Raw genomic sequence first — 22,836 nt, 5'->3', positions numbered from 1 at the left:
AGGCTGGAGCCTTCAGGCCTCAACCCACGTCTGCAGGAACCACTGAGAATCCAACGGTTCATCGGACGCGGAAGCGCTTTCACCGGCCCCCTGGGAAAGACCGGCAACCTGATACCCCTCCACCTGCTGGTCATACCACATCGCACTGGCCCCATCGAGGCTTCCGGTCGAGCTGATCAGAACGTTCTCCTCGGAACCGGTCTCGACCATGGAGCTGCCGCCCTGATGCATGAGGTCCTCCCACGTCTCCGAGACCGACCAGCCCGGCTGACCCTGATCCATCGGCAGAGCGATCCAAGTGAAGTCCCTCAGCACAGAAGACGACTGTTCGGACGACTGTTCGCTGGTGCTGAGTTTCAGGGTCGACGACTCGGACTCCACCGCAACCGCTGGATCCGGATCCGCCACGACTCCTGTCGAGGCCCGGAAGAGACTGGGAGGAGTATTATCAAATAGCCTGACACTTTGCACATTATAATAAACAACCAGGCCCTCTTCAGTGGCAAATGTTTCTGGATCGTTTCGAGCCAGGGTTGTGGGCTCGCTGACTTGGCGATACACAGGCCCTGAAGAGCCAAGACCTGCCAGCCAGACTTCCGATTCCGCCTGGACACTGAGCTCATCCTTGGCCACGAAAGAGATCCCGGAACGACCGTCATAGACAAAAGGCTCCGGGGAATAGATGAGTTCTCTGCCTGTGGGGGGGCTTAACTCAAGAGCCTTGGACCAGGTGCCGCCAGACTCCACATAGATTCCGAGGGTCTGAGGAGATTGACCGTCCTCAAGGGTCATGAGGACAAGACCACCATCGCGCTCTGGCGCCTCCCAGATCCATGGCTTGGATTTATCGGTTCCTCCGAAGGTCAGCTGGGTGGTGCTGTCGAGATCCACATCGTATAGAAAGACCTGCCGAATTCCGTCTACCTCCTGAGCAAAGACGAGCTGATCGCTCTCATCATTCACCCAACGGGCACCCTTGGTTCGCTCCGAGGTGACCAGACCGGTGTCTCCCGTGTCGTAGTCGTACCAGAGCAGATCAAACCCTCCCTGATCGTCAGCCTGTCGGAAGATGAATTTGGGATCAGGCTCCCCTGCTGCAGTGCTGCCATTGGGGCTCCCTCCGGTTACAAGGAACTGGGTCTCCCATTCGGTCCCATTCCGGCTGGCACTCCAGACCTCCCAGGTACTCGGGTCCTCGGAAATGGCCTTGGTGTAGAGAATGTCCGAACCAGTCTCGCTCACGATCCACTCAGGCCCATTTCCGGTGGCGGCGTCCCCCTGGTCTGCGATCGGAGCCAGCCCAACGTCCAGCAGCACCTTGTCCTCCAGCTGGATGTCTCCGGTGACGGGATCCACCGGAGCCACCCAGAGCCGGCCCGCCTTGTCCTGCCAGCAGACCTGGGAGGTGTCCTGATCAAATTCAGGGTCAGTGACACCTTCACCGGCAGCGACATTCTCCTCATCAGGAGTGAAGTCAGTAATGATCACGCCAAAAGCCTCCTGGAGTCACCCCGCTATACTGATTAAGCCATCTCCGCGTCAGAAGGGTACCCAGGAAAAGTTTTGCAACCTGTCACAGACCGGGGCATCACGAACAGCGTGATCTGGCCGCAGATTTAGTTTTTTTAAGCGCGTTGACCACCTGGATTGCATGGCGTTGCGGTTCATCAATCGCGCCGGTGCGCGGGCCGCGACACCCGGAGTCCAGGCGCCGCCATGACCGCGAGGGAGGCGGATGGTCCAGGTTCAGGCCTTCCGCCCGGCCAGCAGGAATCCGAGCAGGACCAGGGCGATCCAGAACCAGCCGCGCAGCTCGAACAGGGGCGTGCCCCAGACCAGCAGAGGCTCGAGCAGGGCGTGGCTGAGGCTCATCAGCGCCACCAGAGTCAGACCGAGCCAGAGCATGACGGGCTCAGGGCAGACAACCTGAGGGCATCACAGCACCAGCACGCAGAACCCGCCACTCGCCTGTCGCCGTCCAGGCCAGAACGGTGCTGGCCGCTCCGCCAGGAGTTGGCCAGGGCAGAGGAGCGAGCAGGGGCAGATCCGGAAACGTCAGCGCCGCCTCGGTGGCACTGAGGCAGGCCGGCTCCCCCGAAAGGTTGGCGCTGGTGGTGGCCAGGGGGCCCGTGAGACGAAGCAGGTCCAGGGCAGGTCCACAGGCTGGAATTCTCAACCCAAGGCTGGCGCCCCCTGGCTCAGCGCCAGGATGGAGCTCCGCTACCCGAGGGCCAAGGGCCGGCAGCACCAGGGTGAGGGCACCAGGCCACCAGCGGGCGGCCATGGCTTGCCATTCCTGGCGCACCTCCAGACCCAGTGCCGCAAAGAGGGGATCAGGATCCGCCGCCATCAGGATCAGAGGCTTGGCGCTGGGGCGATGTTTCAGAGCCCAGAGCTGCTGCGCGAACTCAGGCCGGGCGGCCAGGGCTGGAACGGTATCGGTGGGGAACAGGGCTGCCGAACCGGCGCAGAGCCGCTCGGCCAGGGACAAAGGATCCATGCCGAGGGGAGGCTGACTGCCGGACGGGTGGATCGGCTGGTGGTCGAAAGTGCTGGTCATCCGCGGCAGCGACGGGACAGCGTGAAGCGCCACTGTCCCTCCAGGTCGCGCTGCGATTCCACCCGCTCCAGCCCGGCGGCGTGGAGCAGCCCGCGCACGCGATCGGCCTGATCGTGGTGATGCTCCAGAAGCAGCCACCCCCCCGGGGCCAGGGCACGGGGAGCCTCTTCGGCGATGCTTCGGATGGGGTCCAGGCCGTCAGTCCCGCCGTCGAGGGCGAGGAGAGGCTCATGGCAGCGCACCACCGGCTCGAGATCGGCCAGCAGGGCCGTGGGGATGTAAGGGGGGTTGCTCACGACCAGGTCCAGCTCACCCCAGTGGGAGCGCAGGGGCTCCCACCACTGGCCGAGGTGCAGCGTGACCCGATCCTGGAGACCGGCCTGCCTGAGATTGATCCGCGCCAGGGCCAGCGCCTGCGGGCAGCGATCCACCGCCACCCCTCGGGCCTGCGGGAGGGCCTGGGCCAGGGCCAGCGCCAGGCAGCCCGATCCGGTGCCGAGATCGGCCCAGGTCAGTGGCCTGTGGACCGGGCTTGGCAGGGCCGGGGCCAGATCGAGAGCCAGATCGGCCAGCACTTCGGTTTCCTGGCGTGGAATGAGCACAGCCGGCGACACCGCCAGGGAGAACTCCCGCCAGGGACACACACCCACCAGGTACTGAAGCGGGATCTGGCACTCCAGATGCTGCCGCCAGAGAACGGTGAGCTCACCCAGGCCGGTCTGCAGCGGCACGGCTGAGGCCGGATCGAGCCAGACCCGCTGCAGCTGGGTCCAGCGCAGACCGGCACCGAGGTCGAGCAGCCAGTCGAGATCGGCGGGGCAGCCCCCTTCCCCCAGGCGCTGCCGCCGCCAGGCCAGCAGCTCGGAGCCCGGGATCAGCTGACCTGGGGCAGAAGGGTCCGGGCCGGCAGGAGTGAGCCCGGGCGAAGCACTGGGGAAGGGCCTGGAGGCAGCCATGGCCCAAACTTAGACAGAGGAGCCCGAGGCAGGGCGCCAGCGAAGACCCGGTTCCGCGCGCACGCGGCCCGCCAGCTCCAGATGCAGCAACTGGGTGGCCAGCTCAGCCCCAGGCCGGCCCAGGGCCTGGGCCAGCTGCTCCAGAGATGCCCCATGGCCCAGGGCGTCCAGCAGGGCCTGATCCGGCGCTTCAGCAGGTCCGGCGGGAAAGGAGCTGGCCACCGTGGAGGTTGCTTCAGGGCGGACCAGGGGGCCAGGGCCCAGCTGAGCGATCAGATCCGAGGCCGCCAGCAGCGGACTCGCCCCCTGGGACAGCAGGCGATTGCTGCCCAGGGCGGAGCCCTTGCCGGCGTCGGCGGGCACCACCCAGAGCGGCAGCCCCTGCTCCCAGGCCAGGGCGGCGGAATGGAGCGCCCCACTCGACTCGGGACATTCCACGACCACAACCGCCTGGGCCAGCGCCACCTGAAGACGATTGCGGGCGGCGAAATGGCCCCGCCGCACGGGAGTGCCCCGGGTGTGCTCGCTCACCAGCAGACCATGGCGGGCCACGGCCGCCTGAAGGGCCTGGTGATGGTGCGGATAGACACGATCGAGCGGGGTGCCGAGCACACCGACGGGCCGTCCGCCCCAGTCGAGGCATCCGCGGTGCACCGCGGCGTCGATGCCCTCCGCCAGGCCACTGACCACGGGCCAGCCGGCTTCGGCCAGGGCGGCGCCCAGCGCTTCGGCCATGGCCACCCCGTGCACCGAGGGTCGGCGGGTGCCGACCACCGCGATCGCCTGACGACACCGCAGGGGTGCCCAGAGGGATCCTCGGCCCGTCCAGTGGAGGACCAGCGGCGGCCGCTCGAGCTGATTCAGGGAGGCAGGGCGGGCAGGGTCACCCGGCACGAGCACCCGCCGTGGAGCCTGGGCAGGCCAGCCTCCCGCTCCCAGTGGATCCTGGCCCCAGCACTGGCGGTGAACCTCGATGCTGGCCAGCACGCCAGGTCCGAAACCGCTCAGGCGGGACAGCTCGGCGCCGCTGGCCGTCCAGGCTGCCGCCAGCCCGCCACAGGCTCGCTCCAGCTGGCCCAGGCGGCGCCAGCCCAGGCCTGGACAACGGCTCCAGAGCAGCCACCACAGCCTCCGTTCAGCCCAGCCCGGGCCAGGGCCCCGATCGAGGCCGGAGCTGAACGGACCGGGGCGATCCATGGGCTCCGGAAGGGAACCTCTTTCGGTGACAGCGGACGCGGAGACGGCTCCACCCCGGGATCGACACGCCAAGGACAGCGACACCAGCTCACCCATGACCAGGCTCTTCAGTACAGATGTACTAGCACGTTCCAGCAGGCCCGTCGAGCAGCCGCTGGAGCGCGCTCTCCAGCTCCGGCGGATAGCGGCGCACCAGCTGAAGGCCCGCTCCCTGGCGCCGCACCAGCGCCAGCTCCACCCGCGCTTCCGCCGCCAGCTGCCCGCCACTGAGCGTGAAGCGGCTGATCCAGGGCAGCCGCAGGCCCCGACGGGGCTGGGCCTGGCTGCGCAGGTCCACCAGTTCGCCATGGCCCACGGCCTGGCGATAGTCGATCTGCAGCGTCAGCACCGGCAGCTCAAGGCCCAGGGCCGACAAAGCGGCATAGGGAAGCCCCGCCGCGGCCAGGGCCTCCACCCGGGCTTCCTCCAGCCAGGCGAGATAGGCGCCGTGCCACATCACGCCGCCGTGATCGGTGTGCTGAGGCAGGACCCGTCGCCGCAGCAGCCAGCTGCATCCCCCCTCTTGCCACTCCATTACAGCCTCTCCCGCCACGGCTCGACCTGCCAGATGCAGGCCATAGGCTGCCGGAGAGCCGCGACAGCCTCGTGTTCCGCAATCTGCTGATCGCCGATTCCGGCAAGGGCCACGTCGAAGAGATGGTGCGCATGCTGCGCGAACTCCCGGCATTCCGCCAGGCCAGGCTCAACCTGCTGCACGTGGTGCCCGAGCAGGCAGGGGAGGATTTCCAGCAGCACATGCAGAAGGCGGCCGGCATCGTGGCCGACGCCATCCAGCAGCTTGGCCTGGATCCTTCCGATGTCAACGCGATCATCCGCCAGGGCGACACCAAGCAGACCGTTCTCAAGGTGGCCGACGAGCTTGATGCCGATCTGATCCTGATGGGATCGAGGGGACTGGGACGGCTTCAGTCGATCCTGGCCAACAGCTCCAGCCAGTACGTCTTCCAGCTCTCGACGCGGCCGATGTTGCTGGTGCGCGACGACCTCTACGTGCGCCACGTGAACCGGGTGATGGTGACCCTCGACGGCACAGGCGTGGGTGACGATGCCCTCAGAATCGCCTGTGAACTGGTGCGGGAGATCCCCGGGGGCACCCTCACGGGCGTGCACATCTCCCGCCAGGACATTCAGCCCAGCCGCGGGGGCAGAAGCCCAGCCGACCTCGTGATCGAGAAAGCGGTTCAGCGGGCTCGCTCGCTGGGTGTTGAGCTCAAAGGCGTCCATGGCACCGGCGACGTGGGCCGCGGGGTCTGTGCGATGGCCGACGAACTCAAGGCCGATCTCCTCGTGATCGCCTCCCAGGACCGCAGACCCCTGGTGGCCAAGAGCCTGGTCGACATCGACCGGCTGCTGGGAAGCTCAGTGAGTGACTACATCCGTGTGCACGCGCCGACACCCGTGCTGCTGGTGCGGGAGCCCGAGTCGGCCCGCTGAGCCCAGCAAGGCTTCATGACAAGGCCGCCGTCGACCGTGACTCACGGCTGACGGCGGCTGGGGTCCTGCGAGCAGGCCGGTGATCAGGGGCGGCTTGGAGGCCCTGGGATCTGCCTAACCTTGCTCACGGCTGCTGGTCTGGATGTAGAGAACGATCAGGAACACAGCCGGAACCAGCACGAACATGAGGCTGGCCACAAAACCCAGATCATTGGTTTCCATGGGAGCTCTAGGGCGGGTTGAGGATGGCGTGGGGGGACCGTATCACCCACCGATGGAGCCTTCCTCCGCCGCTTCACCGGCCGTAGCGGTTGGCTCGGGGTCCCCAGGTTCAGCCACAGACGGCTCCTCCACCGCGGGCCAGGCCGTGGGTCCTGCCCCCAGAGGCTCGGCCCTGGCCGCCGCCAGCAGAGCCTCGCGATCCGCGAGACCCGCCTGAGGTCTGGTGAGCACCACCAGCGAGCGCTGCACCAGGGCCTGACAGGCCAGGCGCCAGCCCTCGGGGCGCCTGCGCAGCTTGCGGTCCTCCACGGCGGTGCGTGGGGTCAGCGCGCCCGGAGAGGCTTCAGCCACCACATCCACGAAGCAGGTGATGCACTGACCGCAGCCCCCGCAGTTGCCGAGCTGCCCCTTGAGCCCGTACAGCTCCAACCCTTCACGCAGGGCCACCTCCCGCAGGTTTTCGCCGGGGTAGCACTCAACATCACGGCCCTCACGGACGAAGCGGATCACGGGCATCGGGACCAGAGGCGGAGACCTCCATTCTGGGCCCTTGAGGTTGAGTTTTGTAAACAGCTGGCAGGGCAAACGGCCGGATACCGCGTCACGGCTCGTTTCAGCTCCCCGGCAACGCTCCCGCAGGCCAGGGGAACCCCTTACGATCCCCAACACGGAACGATCCTTTTGATCGTCCGCTGTTTGTGCAGACGTCATGTCGTCACAGGCAGCTGTTAGTTACCCCGGACCTGACCCCCATGGGATTGCCCTGGTATCGGGTGCACACGGTCGTGATCAACGACCCGGGCCGCTTGCTGGCCGTGCACCTCATGCACACCGCTTTGGTCGCCGGCTGGGCCGGCTCCATGGCGCTCTATGAGCTCGCCATTTTTGATCCATCCGACCCGGTGCTCAACCCGATGTGGCGCCAGGGCATGTTCGTCATGCCATTCATGGCCCGCCTGGGTGTGACCGGCAGCTGGAGCGGCTGGAGCATCACCGGAGAAACGGGAGTCGACCCTGGCTTCTGGAGTTTCGAAGGAGTAGCCGCCGCCCACATCATCTTCAGCGGACTTCTTTTCCTCGCCGCCATCTGGCACTGGACCTACTGGGATCTGGAGATCTGGCAGGACCCCCGCACCGGGGAGCCGGCCCTCGATCTACCCAAGATCTTCGGCATCCACCTGCTGCTGGCTGGACTCGGCTGCTTCGGATTCGGAGCGTTTCACCTCACCGGCGTCTTTGGTCCGGGGATGTGGGTCTCCGACCCCTACGGCCTCACGGGACACCTCGAGAAAGTGCAGCCCGCCTGGGGACCTGAAGGGTTCAACCCCTTCAACCCGGGCGGGATCGTGGCCCACCACATCGCCGCCGGCATCGTGGGCATCATCGCCGGCATCTTCCACATCACCACCCGACCACCTGAGCGCCTCTACAAGGCTCTGAGGATGGGGAACATCGAAACGGTTCTGGCCAGTGCCATCGCCGCCGTGTTCTTTGCCGCCTTCATTGTGGCCGGAACCATGTGGTATGGCTCAGCGGCCACACCGGTCGAGCTGTTCGGTCCAACCCGCTACCAGTGGGATCAGGGGTATTTCCGCACGGAGATCAACCGCAGGGTCCAGACGGCCCTGGAGAACGGCGCCACCCCCGAGGAAGCCTATGGGTCCATTCCCGAGAAGCTGGCCTTCTTCGACTACGTCGGCAACAGCCCGGCCAAGGGGGGTCTGTTCCGCGTCGGTCCGATGGTCAACGGCGACGGACTTCCCACCAGCTGGCTGGGTCACATCAGCTTCACCGACAAGGAAGGCCGCAACCTCCAGGTGCGCCGCCTGCCCAACTTCTTCGAGAACTTCCCTGTGGTTCTGGAAGATGACCAGGGCATCGTCAGAGCTGACATTCCCTTCCGACGGGCCGAAGCCCGTTACTCCTTCGAGCAGACGGGCGTGACGGCCACCATTTACGGCGGTGCCCTCAACGGCCAGACCTTCACGGATCCCGCCGCTGTCAAGAAGCTGGCCCGCAAGGCCCAGCTCGGTGAAGCGTTCGAATTCGACCGCGAGACTTACCACTCAGACGGCACCTTCCGCAGCTCACCCCGCGGCTGGTTCACCTTCGGCCACGCCACGTTTGCCCTGCTCTTCTTCTTCGGGCACATCTGGCACGGCGCCCGCACCCTCTACAGGGATGTGTTCGCCGGCATTGACCCCGACCTCGGTGAGCAGGTGGAGTTCGGCCTGTTCCAGAAGCTTGGAGACCGCAGCACCCGCCGTCTACCCGAGGGTTACGTCCCACCGGCTGGCACCAAGCTCAGCTGATCGCCCCCACTCAGGAGAGTCTCCATGGAGAGCTTCGCTTACATCCTCATCCTCACCCTGGCGATCGCCACCCTTTTCTTCGCGATCGCCTTCCGCGATCCCCCGAAGATCGGCAAGTGAGATCCACGGCTCTCTGAGCCCGTGGACACATCAAGCCCCCGCCCCTGCGGGGGCTTTTTCATGTCGGTAGCCATCAGCAACAGGCCCGTCACACCCGAAACTGTTGCCTCAGGGGATATCGCAGCGACGGCACCGGCGCAGTCCTGGGCACTCCTCACTTCTCATTCGGAGCTCTACTGACTACACTTCCACTAACCAAACCGCATGGGTCGTCAAGGGATGCAATGTCCCTCCTGCCAACACACCGACAGCCGGGTGCTGGAATCCCGATCCGCTGACGCCGGCCGCAGTGTGCGGAGGCGGCGTGAGTGCCTCCACTGCGACTTCCGTTTCACCACCTACGAACGGGTGGAAACCGTCCCGATCACGGTGATCAAGCGCACGGGCACCCGAGAGATCTTCAGCCGCGGCAAACTGCTGCACGGTCTCGTGCGAGCCTGCGAAAAAACCGGTCTTGAGCCGGCACGGCTGGAATCGGTGGTTGATGACATCGAATTGCAACTCCAGCAGCAACGCCACGGCCGGGAGGTGAGCAGCGCTGAGATCGGAGAACTGGTTCTGCAGCAGCTCAGCGAAATCAGCGAGGTGGCCTACGTGCGCTTCGCCTCGGTCTACAGGCAGTTTCAGGGCATCAGCGACTTCGTCGCCACCCTCGAGGGTCTCAGCCGACGTCCCTCCCGCCAGCACCCAGATGGTGCCCTGGCCGCCGTGCGCTGAGCCCCAGCGGTGGGTTGATTTGTATGATCGTGGATCGCGTGCGCCTGTCGGCGGGCAGGCACGCGGCTCCCTTCATTCTGCCCCGGGCAGACCGCCACCCTTCCATGACCGTGACCCCTTCCGAGATCAGCAGCACCGAGGCCGAACTGGATCCGACGGGCGAAGCCCTGACTGATCTGGATCCGACGAGCGAGACCTCGGCTGACCTGAACCTCGACATTCCGGAAGAGGTCCCCACAGCCGACGATCCCAGCAGCCGCGCCGCCAGCCGCGACACCGATGGTGCCGGCTTCACGCTGGAGGAGTTCGCCTCCCTGCTCAGCAAGTACGACTACAACTTCAAACCTGGCGACGTGGTGAACGGCACCGTGTTCGCCATGGAGCCCAAGGGCGCCATGATCGACATCGGCGCCAAGACCGCCGCCTTCATGCCCCTGCAGGAGGTCTCGATCAACCGGGTGGAGAACCTCTCCGACGTGCTGGAGCCCGGCGAGGTCCGTGAGTTCTTCATCCTCAGCGAGGAGAACGAGGACGGCCAGCTCACCCTCTCGATCCGCCGCATCGAGTACCAGCGGGCCTGGGAACGGGTGCGCCAGCTCCAGAAGGAGGACGCCACCATCTACAGCGAAGTCTTCGCCACCAACCGCGGCGGCGCCCTGGTGCGGGTGGAGGGCCTGCGCGGCTTCATCCCGGGCAGCCACATCAGCACGCGCAAGCCCAAGGAAGATCTTGTCGCCGATTTCCTCCCGCTCAAGTTCCTGGAGGTGGACGAGGAGCGCAACCGCCTGGTGCTCAGCCATCGCCGCGCCCTGGTGGAGCGCAAGATGAATCGCCTGGAGGTGGGCGAGGTGGTGATCGGCACCGTGCGCGGCATCAAGCCCTACGGCGCCTTCATCGACATCGGCGGGGTCAGCGGTCTGCTGCACATCTCCGAGATCAGCCACGAGCACATCGAGACCCCACACACCGTGCTCAACGTCAACGATCAGATGAAGGTGATGATCATCGACCTCGACGCCGAGCGGGGTCGCATCTCCCTCTCCACCAAGGCTCTCGAGCCGGAGCCCGGTGACATGCTCACCGATCCCCAGAAGGTGTTCGACAAGGCCGAGGAAATGGCTGCCCGCTACAAGCAGATGCTGCTGGAGCAGGCCGAGGAGAACGAACCGATGGGCGTCACCCTCGACTGAACCCCATAGCCTGGGGTTCCTGCACTGATCCGATGGTTGAACTGCTCCTGCGTGGTCAGCCCCTGGGATCGGTGGCCGCCGTCCTCTTCGACAAGGACGGCACCCTCAGCCTGAGTGAGCCAGGCCTCCTGACCCTGAGCCGCGCCCGTCTCCAGGCATGCCTGGAGCTTGTCCCTGAAGCGGACCGACGCCAGTTCCAGAGCCTGCTCGAGCGGGCCTATGGCCTGCTGGGGGATCAACTCCACCCGGCGGGCACCACAGCAGTGGCCAGCCGCCATCACAACCTGATCTCCACCGCCACCGCCTTCTGTCAGGTGGGCCTGGATTGGCCGGAGGCCCTGGCCCACAGCGAAACCGTGTTCGCCTCCATCGATCGTGAGCACCTCCAGGGCCACGGGGCCCGTCCGGGCGAGGCACCCCTGGCGCCGCTCTCCGAGGGGGTGAGGCCCCTGCTGCTGGAGTTGCACCGCTCCGGAGTGCTGCTGGCGGTGATCAGCAACGATGACAGCGAGGGAATCCACCGGTTCCTGGGCGGCCACGGGCTCTCTGATCTGTTCCGGGAGATCTGGAGCGCCGACATGCGGCCGGCCAAACCGGACCCAGGCGCCGTGCACGCTCTCTGCGCCAGGCTTGGCGTCAGCCCCTCAGCCTGTGCCCTGATCGGGGATGCCAGAAGTGATCTGCGCATGGCCGAGCGGGCAGGGGTGAGCCTGGCCCTGGGCTACAGCGCCGGCTGGAGCAGCACGCCGCCTCTGCCTGAGCATCTGCCCCGAGTGGATCACTGGCACGAGTTGCAGGTGGCCGCTTCCTCCGGGGGGACCCCATCAGCAGAGCCGGACGATAAGCTCAGCCATCCTGAGGTCGGTGCAAGCCGGGATGAGCCGCTACGTCTTCACATCTGAATCGGTCACCGAGGGTCATCCCGACAAGATCTGTGATCAGATCAGCGATGCCGTTCTCGATGCCCTTCTGAGCGCAGATCCTGCCAGCCGCGTGGCCTGCGAAACCGTCGTCAACACCGGCCTCTGCCTGGTCACCGGCGAGGTGAGCACCACGGCCCGCGTCGACATCACCAGCCTGGTGCGGGGCGTGATCGAAACGATCGGCTACAGCGGCGCCAAAGCCGGTGGCTTCGATGCCAACAGCTGTGCAGTGCTCATCGCCCTCGACCAGCAGTCGCCCGACATCGCCCAGGGCGTCAATGAGGCCGATGACCACGACGGCGACCCCCTTGACCTGGTGGGAGCGGGCGATCAGGGCATCATGTTCGGCTTCGCCTGCGACGAGACCCCGGAGCTGATGCCCCTGCCGATCAGCCTGGCCCACCGCCTGGCCCGCCGGCTGGCCGCCGTGCGTCACGACAACACCCTTCCCTACCTGCTCCCGGATGGGAAGACCCAGGTCAGCGTCGTTTACGAGAACGATCGGCCGGTGGCGATCGACACCCTGCTGATCTCCACCCAGCACATGGCCGAGATCGACGGAATCAGTGATGAGGCGGGCCTGCGCCAGCGCATCGCCGATGACCTCTGGACCCATGTGGTGATCCCAGCCACCGCCGATCTGCCGCTGCAGCCCGAGCGCGCTGCGGTTCGCTTTCTGGTCAATCCCACCGGCAAGTTCGTGGTGGGCGGCCCCCAGGGTGATGCGGGCCTGACCGGGCGAAAGATCATCGTCGATACCTACGGCGGAACGGCGCGCCACGGCGGTGGAGCCTTCTCCGGCAAGGATCCCACCAAGGTCGACCGTTCGGCGGCCTACGCCGCCCGCCACGTGGCCAAGAGCCTTGTGGCCGCTGGTCTCGCCCGGCGGGTGGAAGTGCAGCTCAGCTATGCGATCGGCGTGGCCAAGCCCGTGAGCATCCTGGTGCAGAGCTCCGGCACCGGCAAAATCAGCGACGACGACCTCACTGCCCTGGTGCAGGAGCACTTCGACCTGCGTCCCGGCGCGATCATTGAGACCTTCGGCCTGCGCGATCTTCCCCGCCTGCGGGGGGGGCGGTTCTATCAGGACGTGGCCGCCTACGGCCATTTCGGCCGGCCCGATCTGAACCTCCCCTGGGAGGATGTGGGTGAAGCGGCCGCCAGGCTGCAGCAGGCCACGGCCGATCGGGTCCCCGTGGGCCAGCCAGCCGCCTGAATCCCTTGCCGGTTCGCCGCGGCGGCGCCGAGATCTCTGCCCTGGCGGCGGGGGTCGACCTGGGCAGCAGCGGCATCCGCCTGGTGGTGATTGATGCACGGGGTGAGGTGCTGGCCGAGCTGGCCACGGCCTACCCCGGCAACTTCGACGATCCGGATGGCTGGCGACAGGGTCTGATCACGCTGGTGCAGGAGCTACCCGTTCAGCACAGGCATCGGCTGGGCAGCATCAGCCTCGATGGCACCTCCGGCACCCTGCTGGCCTGCCGCTCCGACGGCACCCCCCTCGGCCCAGCCCTCGCCTACAACCTGGCCTGCCCCGAGCAGGCAGGGGCCCTCTCGGGACTGGTTCCTGCCGGTTGCTCCGCCTCCAGTGTCAGCGGCAGTCTGGCCAGAGCCCTGCGCTTGCTGGGCCCGCTCGCGGGGGAAAGGGCAGGGACCTGGGCAGCCACTGATCTGCTCCTGCGCCATCAGGCCGACTGGCTGATGGGCTGGTTGCTGGGTGACTGGCGCTGGGGAGAGGAAGGAAACAACCTGCGCCTGGGCTGGGATCTCAGACAACGACACTGGAGCGGAGATCTGAAACGGCAAGCGTGGGCGGCAGCGTTGCCCGAGGTGGTTGCCAGCGGCAGAGCGCTGGGGACGCTGGCTCCAGGCTCAGCCGCTGCCCTGGGGCTCCCGGATTCCTGTCTTGTGGTGGCCGGCAGCACCGATGCCAACGCCGCGGTGCTGGCGGCCGATCCAGCTCCCGGAGACGGAGTCACGGTGCTCGGCACCACCCTGGTGCTGAAGCAGTTCGTGACGGAGCCGATGGCAGCCCCGGGGCTGAGCTGCCATCGGCTGGGGGGGCGCTGGCTGGTGGGCGGAGCCTCCAACGCCGGTGGGGGAGTGCTGCGTCGGTTCTTCAACGATGCCGAACTGGAGCGACTCAGCCGTCAGATCGATCCCTCCAGACCCAGTGGGCTGGAGTACCGGCCGCTGCCATCGCGGGGGGAACGCTTTCCCGTCGATGATCCTGATCTGCTGCCGATCCTGGAGCCCCGGCCGGTGAGCGATGTGCTCTTCCTTCAGGGTCTGCTGGAAGGGCTGGCCAGGATCGAAGCCCAGGGATGGGCACGGCTGCGCCAGCTGGGTGCACCACCGCTGCAGCGGGTGATCAGCCTGGGGGGCGGGGCCCGCAATCCCCAGTGGCGGCAGCTGCGGCAACAGGCGATCGGCCTGCCGGTGCTCAACCGTCCAGGCCTGGCACCGGCGCTGGGCATGGCAAGGCTGGCCCTCAGCGCTCTGACGACGCCTGCACCGAAGATGGAGCCGCCTTCACCACCACCTGAGACCCCATGAACGAACGCCTGCGAACCGTGATCTCGATGGCCCTGTTCGTGATTCTGGCTGGCTACGTCGGTTTCAGCGCCATCAGGCTGGGGCTGCTGCTCTGGCAGCGATACGCGCTGGCCTGAGCCCCTGCTCCGCCACAATCAGCCCAGACCCCTGCCTGCCCCTCCGCCATGGCCAGCGATCCCCTCACCGAAGCTGTCAGCGACCGGATCTGCCGCCATATGAACAAGGATCATGGTGAAGCGGTGCTGGCCTACGCCCGCCACTACGGCGGGGCGCATCAGGCCAGCACCGCCCGCATGCTTCGGGTCAGTCCCGAGGCGATGGAACTGGAGGTGGATGGCGCCAACCTCTCGGTGCCCTTCGACCATGTGCTGAGCGACAGCGAGGACGCCCACCGCACCCTGGTGGCCATGCTCAAGGCCCTGCCAGCGTCCTGAGCTGGGAACACTGAGCGGCAACGTTTCGCCCAGTCCGGGAGATCGACACCATGGTCCAGGCCCTGCTGAGGGGATGCCTCGAGCTGATCACCCAGGCCACCTGCCCGCTCTGCGGCTGCCCAGCCGAGTCCGGCGGTGGTCGGCGACGTGATCAGCCACAGCCCTGCCAGGACTGCCGCCAATCGCTGGGGCTCGAGGCCCAGGCTGGGCTGTGCGGTCTGGAGCCCATGCCCTGGTGGGCCCTTGGCCTCTATCAGGGGGCGTTGCGGAGCCTGCTGCTGCGCCAGCGGCGCGAGCCCGGCAGCCAGGCGGTTCCCTGTCTGGCCCGTTCTCTGGCGGAGACCCTGCCGGCACCGCTGCGGGAGTCGAGCGTCGTGGCGATCCCCAGCTGGAAACAACGGGCCAACCCGCTGCCACTGCTGATCTGTCAGGGGATCGGCCTGCCCCGCCTGGCCCTTCTGGAACGCAGCCGGCCCACCCTGGGGCAGCACCACCTCAACCGCCGCCTGCGTGGACTGAACCAGGAGGGGGCCTTCCGGCTCGTCCCCGACGGTGTCTCCCGCAGCCGGAGATCGCGCCGGGGTCTGTTGCTGGTGGATGACATTCTCACCACAGGAGCCACGGCCATGGCCGCAGCCGCAGCCCTCGAGGAGGCCGGATACCCGGTGCTGGGGCTGCTGTGCCTGGCCCGGACGCCCGCTCCGGGCCGTGATCTAAGATCCTGCGGTGCTGCCGAGCGGCCGGCCGGGATAGCTCAGTTGGTAGAGCAGGCGACTGAAAATCGCCGTGTCCCCAGTTCAAATCTGGGTCCTGGCATTCTTTCCTGAAGGACCTGGTCCAAGGGTCCGACCCATCCATCACCCCGGTGGGTCTTCCTCGAAGCTGCCGTGCCCTGACGCGATGCGAACCCCACCCGAGCCACCGTCCAACCAGCAGTTCAGCAATGCCGACAGCTACGGAATGGCCTTCGACGAAGCCTGGGGCCGGATCGGCGACCTCGATCCAGCTGATCCAGTGGCCCGCGACAGCGCCCTTGAGCGGGTGATCACCTCCTTGAGCGATCACCCGTTCGCCCTGAGCCAACCGGAGCTGGTGCGCCAGGTGGCGGAATTCCGCTTGCGTCTGCTCAGGCGCTGAGGCCGCTGCGGCAGCCCGGCCCCATAGGATTCGCCCCATGACCAGCTCCCTGACGCGCCTGGTCCGGATGCTGAGCGCTGGGTTCAGCAATCAGGATCAGGCTTTCGAGAACCCCCCCCTCTACGCCCATATCCTGGTGCGCTTTCGGCCGCTTCCGCAGCTGGAACCAGGCTCCCTGCTGCTGGAGCAGTCTTACGCTTTCGCGCCCGGCCAGCCCTACCGCATCCGGGTGCTGCGTGCCGAGAGCGTCACAGACGGCAGCCTGCGCATCCACAACCACTCCATCCACGACGAGCGGCGGTTCTGGGGAGCTGTGGAGGATCCAGAGCGGATGGCCCAGATCCAACCCGAGGATCTGCGTCTGCTGGAAGGGTGCACCTATGTGGTGCGCGAGCAGGGAGAAGGCTTCGTCGGGGAAGTGGAACCCGGCTGCCGCTGCCTGGTGGAGCGCAAGGGGGCCACGGCCTACCTGGTGAGCAGTTTCGAGCTCGACGGGCAGTCAATGCGCACGATCGACCGGGGCCACGACCCGGCCACCCACGACCAGCTCTGGGGATCTCTGGCGGGGCCGTTCGAGTTTCAGCGTACCGACGACTTCAGTGCTGAAATTCCAGGCGCCTGGCTGGAGCGATGGGCGAGCTGATCGGACCCGGCTCCAGGCCCGCTCAACAAAAGGAAATGAAGCTGCCTAAATCAATTAAACCCAAACAGTGAGGCTCTGTAAGGTCTTTTGTCTCTAGGGGTTTGTGCTCACCAGGGATGCTTAGGTTCGTCGCCACCTCACCCACGACCCCATGGCCCTGCCCCTGCTTGATCTCAAACCCGTCACCCTGAATGCACGCGTCGCCAGCCTGGCCGTCGGCAACGAAGAAGAGCCACGCCGCACACCTGAAGGGGTGAGGCGCAGCCCCCAGGCCATGGATGAGCTGATTGAAAGGGCCTACCGCCAGATTTACTTCCATGCCTTCAAAGTCGATCGGGAGCCCAGGCTGGAATCGCAGCTGCGTCGAGGTCAGATCAGCACCAAGCAATTCATCCGGGGCCTGCTGCTTTCAGACAAGTTTCGCAGGGATTTCTATCGCTGTAACAGCAACTATGATGTTGTGGAGCAGGTGGTAGGCCGTGTACTTGGCAGGCCGGTGCATGGCAGTCGCGAACGGATTGCTTTCTCGATTCTGATCGCCGCCGAAGGATTCCCGAGTTTTGTCGATGCCCTGCTCGACTCCCCTGAATACATCGACACCTTCGGCGAAGACGAGGTTCCCTACCAGCGCTCCCGCGTCCTGCCCGGACGCAGCCCTGGGGAGATGCCCTTCAACCAGCAGGCTCCCCTCTATTCCTCCTACTGGCGCGACATCAGCGGCTCCCTGGCTCCAGCCGGCCCGTTCAGCGGAGGCAACCAGCTGGAGCGTGGTCTGCGCTCGGCCGCTTGGGTCGATGGGACAACCGCCGAAGCAGGCCAAGGCGATCTGGCTGGGGCTTGCAGCCATCGGTGGACTCGAGCTCCTGCGGATTCTGATCACCACCGCAGCTGCCATGCTCAGCACAGGCTCTGCGGGCTGAGGGAGCCGGGCCAGCCGAAGCCTTCATGGGCAGCCGTGGCGGCCTGAATCAGGCGATCAGTTCATCCATGAAGGGCTGCTCGCCCTCCTCGGGGAAAACGGACTCCGATCCGAACTCACCTGGGGAGGGGGCCGCATCGCCCAAGACCCGCAGGGGCCTGACCGGGTCGCCGGGCAGGGCTGAAGCCGCTGGGCCCTGGCGAGACTGCTCCAGCAGAGCTTCCAGTCGGCTGAGTCGATCATCGGTCTGCTCAAGCAGATCCATGACAGCGGCCGAATCAACACCCTCCTGGTCACGCCCAGCCAGCAGGTGGGCCTGGTGCTCCTCCAACCGCCCCAGACGTTCCTCCAACTCCAGGAGGCGCAGGGTGAGGGTTTCGCTGAGCTCACCAAGGGCCTTGAGCTGGACGCCGAAGCGAAGCGGCCAGGCTTCGGAATCAGGTGCCGATGTCATGGGTCAGGCAAGGACCGCGATGGCCGGATGCTATCGGTATCTTCTCCAGGCGCCAGGGGCCGAGTTTGTAACGATTCCGAAAACCCTTGGTGAGAGCGGAAGAGCCCCCATAGGATCCGGCTTGCAGACAGCATCGTCGGGGACGCTGTGGCCTGTGTTCAGCCTCCCTCGATGACCCCCGACTCCCTCACATCTCCCTTCACTTCCCGGCCTGCACGCCCATGACACTCGTCTGTGCTGCCTACCTGGGCATAGATCGCTTCGAGAACGCCCGCGACAAGGACAACTGGTCGAACGCCACCGAAGCCGACACCGCTGGCCTGATCCGCTCGGTCTACCAACAGGTGCTCGGCTACCAATATGTGATGAAGAGCGAGCGGCTCGAGGGTCCCGAGTCGCTGTTTCGCCGTGGCTACCTCAGCGTGCGTGAGTTCGTGCGCCAGGTTGCCAAGAGCAATCTCTACAGGCAGCGTTTCTTCGAGAGCAGCAATCCCTACCGATTCATCGAACTGAACCACAAGCATCTGCTCGGCCGGGCACCCCAGAACAAGGCCGAGATGCTGCACCACTTCACGATCCTGCAGAACGCAGGATTTGACGCCGAGATTGATTCCTACATCGACAGCCCCGAGTATCAGGATCGCTTCGGCGAAGAGCAGGTGCCCTACATGCACGGCTGGAACTACTCCGTCGGCCAGCAGGGTCTCCAGTTCTCCTACCTGCTGCAGCTGACCCGTGGCGCCGCGGCGTCGATCAAGGGCGACATCGCCAAGAACCTGTCACGCCTCAACCCCTCGGTTCACAAAGAGGCTCCGATCCCCGTGGTGAGCTCCAACGCCAAGGGCTCCGCCTTCCGCTCGGTCGAGTCCGACGGTGTGACGCGCATGGGGGTGGGCGCCGGTGAGCAGGGCCGGACCTACCGGGTCGAAATCTCGGGATTCAACAACTACCGCCTGCACAAGCGCAGCAACCGGGTGAGATTCATCCCCTTTGCCAAGCTGCTCGACTATCAGCGCCAGATCCAGCGTGAAGGCGGCCGCATCGCCAGCGTCAGCCCCGTCAACTGACTCCTCCTCAACCCCACACCCCCATCGTTCCTCCCCCGTCATGAAGGTCTCTGCAGGCACCCGCGGCAGCAGCTTCAGCAGCAACCGCCAAGTCACGATTCAAGTCACCGGACTGGCCAACAACGCCTATGTGCGCAGCTCCGATTGCACCATGCAGGTTCCCTACACCCGCATGAACGAAACCATGCGGCTCGTTCATCGCCTGGGTGGAACCATCACCGGCGTGAATGTGAGCGGCTCCGGCGACAACTCTGACTCCTGAGCGCAAGGCAGACCTGATCCAGCTGCAGCCCCCTCAACGTGGGGGCTTTTTTCATGGCCGCCACCCTCCTGAATCTGACTGTTCAGCCCGCTACACAAGTGTCCCCTGCCGGGGCTGCGCCAAAGCCGAGACCGCCTCTGCGAGCCTGAGCCCCCCCCCGGGGGGCAGAACCGTCGTCAAGGGGATGACCGTTTGTGAATCATCGAGCAAGTCGACGGCCCAAGGGTTGAAAATACCTAGGTCCAGTCGAGGGCTTTCTGGTCATCGGTCGGTGCAGCCGGTTTTGCCGGTGAGCACCAGATACCCACCCCTTGGCTCGCGAGTTCGCCTTGGGCGCTCTCGCTCTGGAATACCCAACTCCCGACCCCCACCCGTCGAGAACAGGAGCTTTATTTACATGTTCGACGCCTTCACCAAGGTCGTTGCTCAGGCTGATGCCCGCGGCGAATTCCTCAGCTCTGCCCAGATCGATGCCTTGGCGTCGGTCGTCGCAGACAGCAACAAGCGGATGGATGCCGTCAACCGGATCACCTCCAACGCTTCCATGATCGTTGCCAATGCAGCCCGCGATCTGTTCGCTCAGCAACCGGCGCTGATCGCACCCGGGGGCAACGCTTACACAAGCCGCAGGATGGCCGCATGCCTTCGTGACATGGAGATCATCCTCCGCTACATCACGTATTCCATTTTCACCGGAGACACATCCATTCTCGAAGATCGTTGCCTCAACGGCCTGCGGGAAACCTATCTTGCCCTTGGCACTCCTGGCGCTTCTGTCGCCGAAGGTGTACGCAAAATGAAGGATGCCTCCATTGCCATCGTCAACGATCGCGGCGGCATCACATCGGGCGATTGCAGCAATTTGATCTCCGAAATCGGCACCTACTTTGATCGCGCCGCCGCCGCCGTGGCCTGATCAGCATTCCCTTTCAGGACAATCCTTCCGCTCCCCCCTTCACCCATGTCGAAGACTCCGCTGACCGAGGCTGTCGCAGCTGCCGACTCCCAAGGCCGCTTTCTCAGCAACACCGAAATCAATGCCGCCTTCGGACGCTTCACTCGAGCCAAGTCGGCTCTTGAGGCTGCTAAAGGATTGACAGCCAAAGCAGACACCCTTGTGAATGGCGCCGCGCAAGCCGTCTACAGCAAGTTCCCCTACACCACCCAGATGCAGGGGCCCACGTACGCTGCCGACCAACGCGGGAAGGACAAGTGCGCCCGTGATATCGGTTACTACCTGCGCATGGTCACCTACTGTCTTGTGGCTGGTGGCACCGGTCCAATGGACGAATATCTGATCGCTGGCATCGATGAGATCAATCGTACCTTTGAACTTTCTCCCTCCTGGTACGTGGAGGCCCTGAAATACATCAAGGCCAACCACGGCATGAGTGGAGAGCCTGGAACCGAGGCGAACAACTACATCGACTATGCCATCAACGCGCTTGTCTGAAGCAGGCAAGGCGACCTGAGATCGCCAGTTTTCAATGATGCTGGCCTCCTTCGGGGGGCCTTCTTTATGTTTGGGCTAGCCAATTGGGATCACTTCACAGCCACAGCTTTTACCCTCTGTTCAAGGAACCTCGATCCGCGAGCAGGGGAAGTGACGATTGGTGTGGATCCCTTCCTCCCGCCCGCACAGGCCCATTGATCCAGGGGAAGATTTCGTTCAAGCTATCAAGTCACCATGGCACTGCCTTTGCTTTCTGTTAAGCCGCTCACCATGAATGCGCGGGTCGCCAGCTTCACCCTGGCCGGCGAGGAAGGCAGTCGGCAGTCTCAGTCGGCTGCGCGCAGCATCAACGGGACCTGCGATCGACGTGACCTGGATATCCAAATCGAGCAGGCCTATCGACAGATCTACTTCCACGCCTTCAAGGTGGACCGCGATCCCATGCTCGAATCCCAGTTGCGCGAGGGTCAGATCACCATGAGGGACTTCGTGCGTGGCCTGCTGTTGTCGCAGAAGTTCCGCGACGACTTCTACCGCTGCAACAGCAACTATCGGATGGTCGAGCAGACCATCGGCCGGGTGCTTGGAAGGCCCGTCTACGGCGAGCGGGAACGCATCGCCTATTCGATTCTGATCGCCCAGGGTGGCCTGGCTTCCCTGGTGGATACACTCCTGGAGTCTGAGGAGTACATGCAAAACTTTGGCTACGATACAGTACCCTTCCAGCGGTCCCGTGTTCTGCCTGGACAGGCGGTGGGCACGATGCCCTTCAACCAGCAAGCGCCCCGCTATCAGGCCTACTGGCGGGACAGCATCGCCAAGCGAACTCCCGCACAATCGATGCTGTGGCAGAACAGCACCATGGGTCAACGGCCTGCCTGGCTGGCCAATGCCCCTGCTCCATGGGCCCGCAAGCTCTGGTTGAACACCGTTGCTGCGGGGGGCTTCGTAATCACTGGACTGGTGCTTTGGATCGCCATCTCCATGCTCAGCACTGCTGGACGGGGCTAGTGTTCAAGAGGTTGGGAATGGTCCGAGTTCCTGGAAAAAACGCTAAGGGGAAGGGGGAGCACACCACAGGGAGAGATTGTCATGAGTGATTCTTTTCAAAGATTTCTCACCATGCTGAAGTCAGCATATGGTCAGCATGACATTCTCGTTGACGAAGGGCAAACTGATCTACGCCTAAACCTTCTCCCCGAGACCATTGATCTATGGGGAGCCACTTACTCTCAGGCAGACAATCCAGACAACAATCTTCTACTTGCCTGCTCCAGTTCAAGCGGACCCATTGAGGATACGACATTGACCTGGGTTGTCGGATCCGCAATCCGCCATGTTCACGTTAGCAGTGAGGATGAGTGTTGGCAGCTCTTTCATGCGCTCGGGCTGCGACCTAGCTTGGCAGATGCGATCGTCCGTCATTGTCCTGGCATAGCAAATGGAGCCATCTGGGCCTTGTATAATGAACGACATGGACATCTAGTCGCAACTCCTGTGGTCTCTGCAGGGTTGGGACGTGAGGCAATGGCCAGGTTCTCCTCGATCTCCTCATGAAGGCAAAATCATCGATGCTGCAGAAGTGATGGCGAAAAACTTGCCTGAGATGATTGCAGGGGCTCGCATCCTTGGTCTTGCTCATGACAAGACCCTCCCGGCGAATGTTCGTGCAATTTTCCGGCATGCTGATGATGAGAGCAGGCCTTTGACCACAAAGGAATTCGATGAGATTTGCCAGTTCTCCTCCATTGATTCCGAACCCCTACGCCTGCTTCAAGAGAACGCCTCACAAGTAGTAGCAGATGTCAAGAGAAGATTGGTGGCAGAGGATCCTGGCCTGATCAAGCCCGGTGGATCACTTTTCCCGGAAAGTCGCTCCGAGGCATGCTGGCGCGACTGCTGGCATTTTCTCCGCATTGCCATCTATGCCGTGGCCGCTGATCGGCAATCGTTCACGCACCCACCAGGAGTCAGCGGCTTGCGTGAACTTTATCGAGAACTGGCCGTTCCTATCGACAGCATGGCGAAGGCTTTATGCTACCTGCGTGAAGTCTCATCTATTCACTACGGATCGCTCGGCGGAAGCAAGGATACCTGGCGCCTTGAAATGGTCATTCGCCATCTGGAGGAGATGATCAGGGAGTTCTCCTGCCAAGCTGGAGAGGTAGGAGCCCCTGTTCTGTGATGTTTTATTTCTCCATCGTGGAGCGCACTCTTCCT

Annotated in this window: 28 protein-coding genes and 1 tRNA gene; 19 read left to right on the top strand and 10 right to left on the bottom strand. The window is 64.6% G+C overall.

Features of this window, described 5'->3' with window-relative positions:
* Window positions 1-12: 12 nt before the first annotated feature.
* From I1E95_RS11055 to I1E95_RS11030, 6 genes are all read right to left on the bottom strand, one after another.
* Complete coding sequence (locus I1E95_RS11055; RefSeq protein ID WP_197162250.1) at window positions 13-1,488, bottom strand: hypothetical protein; 1,476 nt, start codon at window positions 1,486-1,488, stop codon at window positions 13-15.
* A 258-nt stretch (window positions 1,489-1,746) separates the two neighbouring features.
* On the bottom strand, window positions 1,747-1,905 hold the full coding sequence (locus I1E95_RS11050; protein WP_197162249.1) for a hypothetical protein: 159 nt from the start codon (window positions 1,903-1,905) through the stop codon (window positions 1,747-1,749).
* A gap of 7 nt (window positions 1,906-1,912) precedes the next feature.
* On the bottom strand, window positions 1,913-2,560 hold the full coding sequence (locus I1E95_RS11045) for an L-threonylcarbamoyladenylate synthase (protein WP_231594576.1): 648 nt from the start codon (window positions 2,558-2,560) through the stop codon (window positions 1,913-1,915).
* Window positions 2,557-3,516 carry a peptide chain release factor N(5)-glutamine methyltransferase gene (gene prmC, locus I1E95_RS11040; protein ID WP_197162248.1) on the bottom strand — a complete coding sequence of 320 codons (960 nt, stop codon included), beginning with the start codon at window positions 3,514-3,516 and terminating at the stop codon, window positions 2,557-2,559. The genes I1E95_RS11045 and prmC overlap by 4 nt, the downstream gene beginning before the upstream one ends.
* A gap of 9 nt (window positions 3,517-3,525) precedes the next feature.
* On the bottom strand, window positions 3,526-4,713 hold the full coding sequence (locus I1E95_RS11035; protein WP_197162247.1) for a DNA-processing protein DprA: 1,188 nt from the start codon (window positions 4,711-4,713) through the stop codon (window positions 3,526-3,528).
* A 121-nt stretch (window positions 4,714-4,834) separates the two neighbouring features.
* On the bottom strand, window positions 4,835-5,287 hold the full coding sequence (locus I1E95_RS11030; protein WP_197162246.1) for an acyl-CoA thioesterase: 453 nt from the start codon (window positions 5,285-5,287) through the stop codon (window positions 4,835-4,837).
* Window positions 5,288-5,358: 71 nt separating this feature from the next.
* Here I1E95_RS11030 and I1E95_RS11025 point away from each other — a divergent pair, with 71 nt between their 5' ends.
* Window positions 5,359-6,207 (top strand): universal stress protein, encoded by an 849-nt coding sequence (locus tag I1E95_RS11025; protein WP_197162245.1) that lies wholly within the window; start codon window positions 5,359-5,361, stop codon window positions 6,205-6,207.
* 114 nt (window positions 6,208-6,321) lie between these two features.
* Here I1E95_RS11025 and psbM read toward each other — a convergent pair whose 3' ends face one another.
* Both psbM and I1E95_RS11015 read right to left on the bottom strand, forming a co-directional pair.
* Window positions 6,322-6,429: a photosystem II reaction center protein PsbM gene (gene psbM / locus I1E95_RS11020; protein ID WP_006173432.1), complete on the bottom strand. Its 108-nt coding sequence runs from the start codon at window positions 6,427-6,429 to the stop codon at window positions 6,322-6,324.
* Between the two features lie 42 nt (window positions 6,430-6,471).
* Window positions 6,472-6,945: a 2Fe-2S iron-sulfur cluster-binding protein gene (locus tag I1E95_RS11015; RefSeq protein ID WP_197162243.1), complete on the bottom strand. Its 474-nt coding sequence runs from the start codon at window positions 6,943-6,945 to the stop codon at window positions 6,472-6,474.
* A gap of 236 nt (window positions 6,946-7,181) precedes the next feature.
* Between I1E95_RS11015 and psbB the strand changes: the two genes are divergently transcribed.
* The 8 genes from psbB to I1E95_RS10975 all read left to right on the top strand — a co-directional run bounded on the left by psbB (window position 7,182) and on the right by I1E95_RS10975 (window position 14,681).
* The gene (gene psbB, locus I1E95_RS11010; RefSeq protein ID WP_197162242.1) at window positions 7,182-8,741 is read left to right on the top strand and encodes a photosystem II chlorophyll-binding protein CP47; all 1,560 of its coding nucleotides are present in this window, start codon (window positions 7,182-7,184) and stop codon (window positions 8,739-8,741) included.
* Window positions 8,742-8,765: 24 nt separating this feature from the next.
* Window positions 8,766-8,861, top strand: a complete 96-nt coding sequence (locus I1E95_RS11005; RefSeq protein ID WP_006042122.1) for a photosystem II reaction center protein T — start codon at window positions 8,766-8,768, stop codon at window positions 8,859-8,861.
* A 219-nt stretch (window positions 8,862-9,080) separates the two neighbouring features.
* A complete protein-coding gene (gene nrdR, locus I1E95_RS11000; protein ID WP_197162241.1) occupies window positions 9,081-9,578 on the top strand; it encodes a transcriptional regulator NrdR in 498 nt (165 codons plus the stop codon).
* A 104-nt stretch (window positions 9,579-9,682) separates the two neighbouring features.
* Window positions 9,683-10,768 carry a 30S ribosomal protein S1 gene (locus tag I1E95_RS10995; RefSeq protein WP_197162240.1) on the top strand — a complete coding sequence of 362 codons (1,086 nt, stop codon included), beginning with the start codon at window positions 9,683-9,685 and terminating at the stop codon, window positions 10,766-10,768.
* Window positions 10,769-10,800: 32 nt separating this feature from the next.
* Window positions 10,801-11,670: an HAD family hydrolase gene (locus tag I1E95_RS10990; RefSeq protein WP_197162239.1), complete on the top strand. Its 870-nt coding sequence runs from the start codon at window positions 10,801-10,803 to the stop codon at window positions 11,668-11,670.
* Complete coding sequence (gene metK, locus I1E95_RS10985; RefSeq protein ID WP_197162238.1) at window positions 11,645-12,907, top strand: methionine adenosyltransferase; 1,263 nt, start codon at window positions 11,645-11,647, stop codon at window positions 12,905-12,907. Before I1E95_RS10990 ends, metK begins: the two co-directional genes overlap by 26 nt.
* Window positions 12,908-12,912: 5 nt before the next feature.
* Window positions 12,913-14,247: an FGGY-family carbohydrate kinase gene (locus I1E95_RS10980; RefSeq protein ID WP_197162237.1), complete on the top strand. Its 1,335-nt coding sequence runs from the start codon at window positions 12,913-12,915 to the stop codon at window positions 14,245-14,247.
* A gap of 164 nt (window positions 14,248-14,411) precedes the next feature.
* Window positions 14,412-14,681, top strand: a complete 270-nt coding sequence (locus tag I1E95_RS10975) for a DUF2470 domain-containing protein (protein WP_197162236.1) — start codon at window positions 14,412-14,414, stop codon at window positions 14,679-14,681.
* Between the two features lie 253 nt (window positions 14,682-14,934).
* On the opposite strand, the gene I1E95_RS16930 is transcribed toward I1E95_RS10975, so the two are convergent.
* Window positions 14,935-15,087, bottom strand: a complete 153-nt coding sequence (locus I1E95_RS16930; RefSeq protein ID WP_231594574.1) for a hypothetical protein — start codon at window positions 15,085-15,087, stop codon at window positions 14,935-14,937.
* Window positions 15,088-15,424: 337 nt separating this feature from the next.
* Between I1E95_RS16930 and I1E95_RS10970 the strand changes: the two genes are divergently transcribed.
* The 4 genes from I1E95_RS10970 (at window position 15,425) to I1E95_RS10955 (ending at window position 17,428) form a co-directional block, all read left to right on the top strand.
* Window positions 15,425-15,497 (top strand) — tRNA-Phe (locus I1E95_RS10970).
* Window positions 15,498-15,581: 84 nt separating this feature from the next.
* On the top strand, window positions 15,582-15,818 hold the full coding sequence (locus I1E95_RS10965) for a hypothetical protein (protein WP_197162234.1): 237 nt from the start codon (window positions 15,582-15,584) through the stop codon (window positions 15,816-15,818).
* A gap of 37 nt (window positions 15,819-15,855) precedes the next feature.
* On the top strand, window positions 15,856-16,461 hold the full coding sequence (locus I1E95_RS10960; RefSeq protein WP_197162232.1) for a chromophore lyase CpcT/CpeT: 606 nt from the start codon (window positions 15,856-15,858) through the stop codon (window positions 16,459-16,461).
* A gap of 151 nt (window positions 16,462-16,612) precedes the next feature.
* Window positions 16,613-17,428, top strand: a complete 816-nt coding sequence (locus I1E95_RS10955; protein ID WP_322782342.1) for a phycobilisome rod-core linker polypeptide — start codon at window positions 16,613-16,615, stop codon at window positions 17,426-17,428.
* 1 nt (window position 17,429) lies between these two features.
* Here the strand turns inward: I1E95_RS10955 and I1E95_RS10950 are convergent, their stop codons facing one another.
* Entirely contained in the window at window positions 17,430-17,834 is a 405-nt protein-coding gene (locus tag I1E95_RS10950) for a hypothetical protein (protein ID WP_197162230.1), read from the bottom strand.
* Window positions 17,835-18,055: 221 nt separating this feature from the next.
* Between I1E95_RS10950 and I1E95_RS10945 the strand changes: the two genes are divergently transcribed.
* The 6 genes from I1E95_RS10945 to I1E95_RS10920 all read left to right on the top strand — a co-directional run bounded on the left by I1E95_RS10945 (window position 18,056) and on the right by I1E95_RS10920 (window position 22,801).
* A complete protein-coding gene (locus tag I1E95_RS10945) occupies window positions 18,056-18,901 on the top strand; it encodes a phycobilisome rod-core linker polypeptide (protein WP_197162228.1) in 846 nt (281 codons plus the stop codon).
* A 40-nt stretch (window positions 18,902-18,941) separates the two neighbouring features.
* Entirely contained in the window at window positions 18,942-19,163 is a 222-nt protein-coding gene (locus I1E95_RS10940; protein WP_185464120.1) for a phycobilisome linker polypeptide, read from the top strand.
* A gap of 397 nt (window positions 19,164-19,560) precedes the next feature.
* Window positions 19,561-20,079: a phycocyanin subunit beta gene (locus I1E95_RS10935; RefSeq protein ID WP_185464121.1), complete on the top strand. Its 519-nt coding sequence runs from the start codon at window positions 19,561-19,563 to the stop codon at window positions 20,077-20,079.
* A gap of 45 nt (window positions 20,080-20,124) precedes the next feature.
* Window positions 20,125-20,616 (top strand): phycocyanin subunit alpha, encoded by a 492-nt coding sequence (gene cpcA / locus I1E95_RS10930; RefSeq protein WP_094555045.1) that lies wholly within the window; start codon window positions 20,125-20,127, stop codon window positions 20,614-20,616.
* 234 nt (window positions 20,617-20,850) lie between these two features.
* Entirely contained in the window at window positions 20,851-21,627 is a 777-nt protein-coding gene (locus tag I1E95_RS10925) for a phycobilisome rod-core linker polypeptide (RefSeq protein WP_185464123.1), read from the top strand.
* Window positions 21,628-22,135: 508 nt separating this feature from the next.
* Window positions 22,136-22,801 (top strand): phycobilisome polypeptide, encoded by a 666-nt coding sequence (locus I1E95_RS10920; protein WP_197162227.1) that lies wholly within the window; start codon window positions 22,136-22,138, stop codon window positions 22,799-22,801.
* The last annotated feature ends 35 nt before the right edge of the window (window positions 22,802-22,836 follow it).

This window comes from Synechococcus sp. CBW1107, from assembly GCF_015841355.1.
GTDB lineage: Bacteria > Cyanobacteriota > Cyanobacteriia > PCC-6307 > Cyanobiaceae > Regnicoccus_A.
Note: the sequence above shows the minus strand (reverse complement) of the source record. Positions and strands in the feature narration are given on the sequence as shown.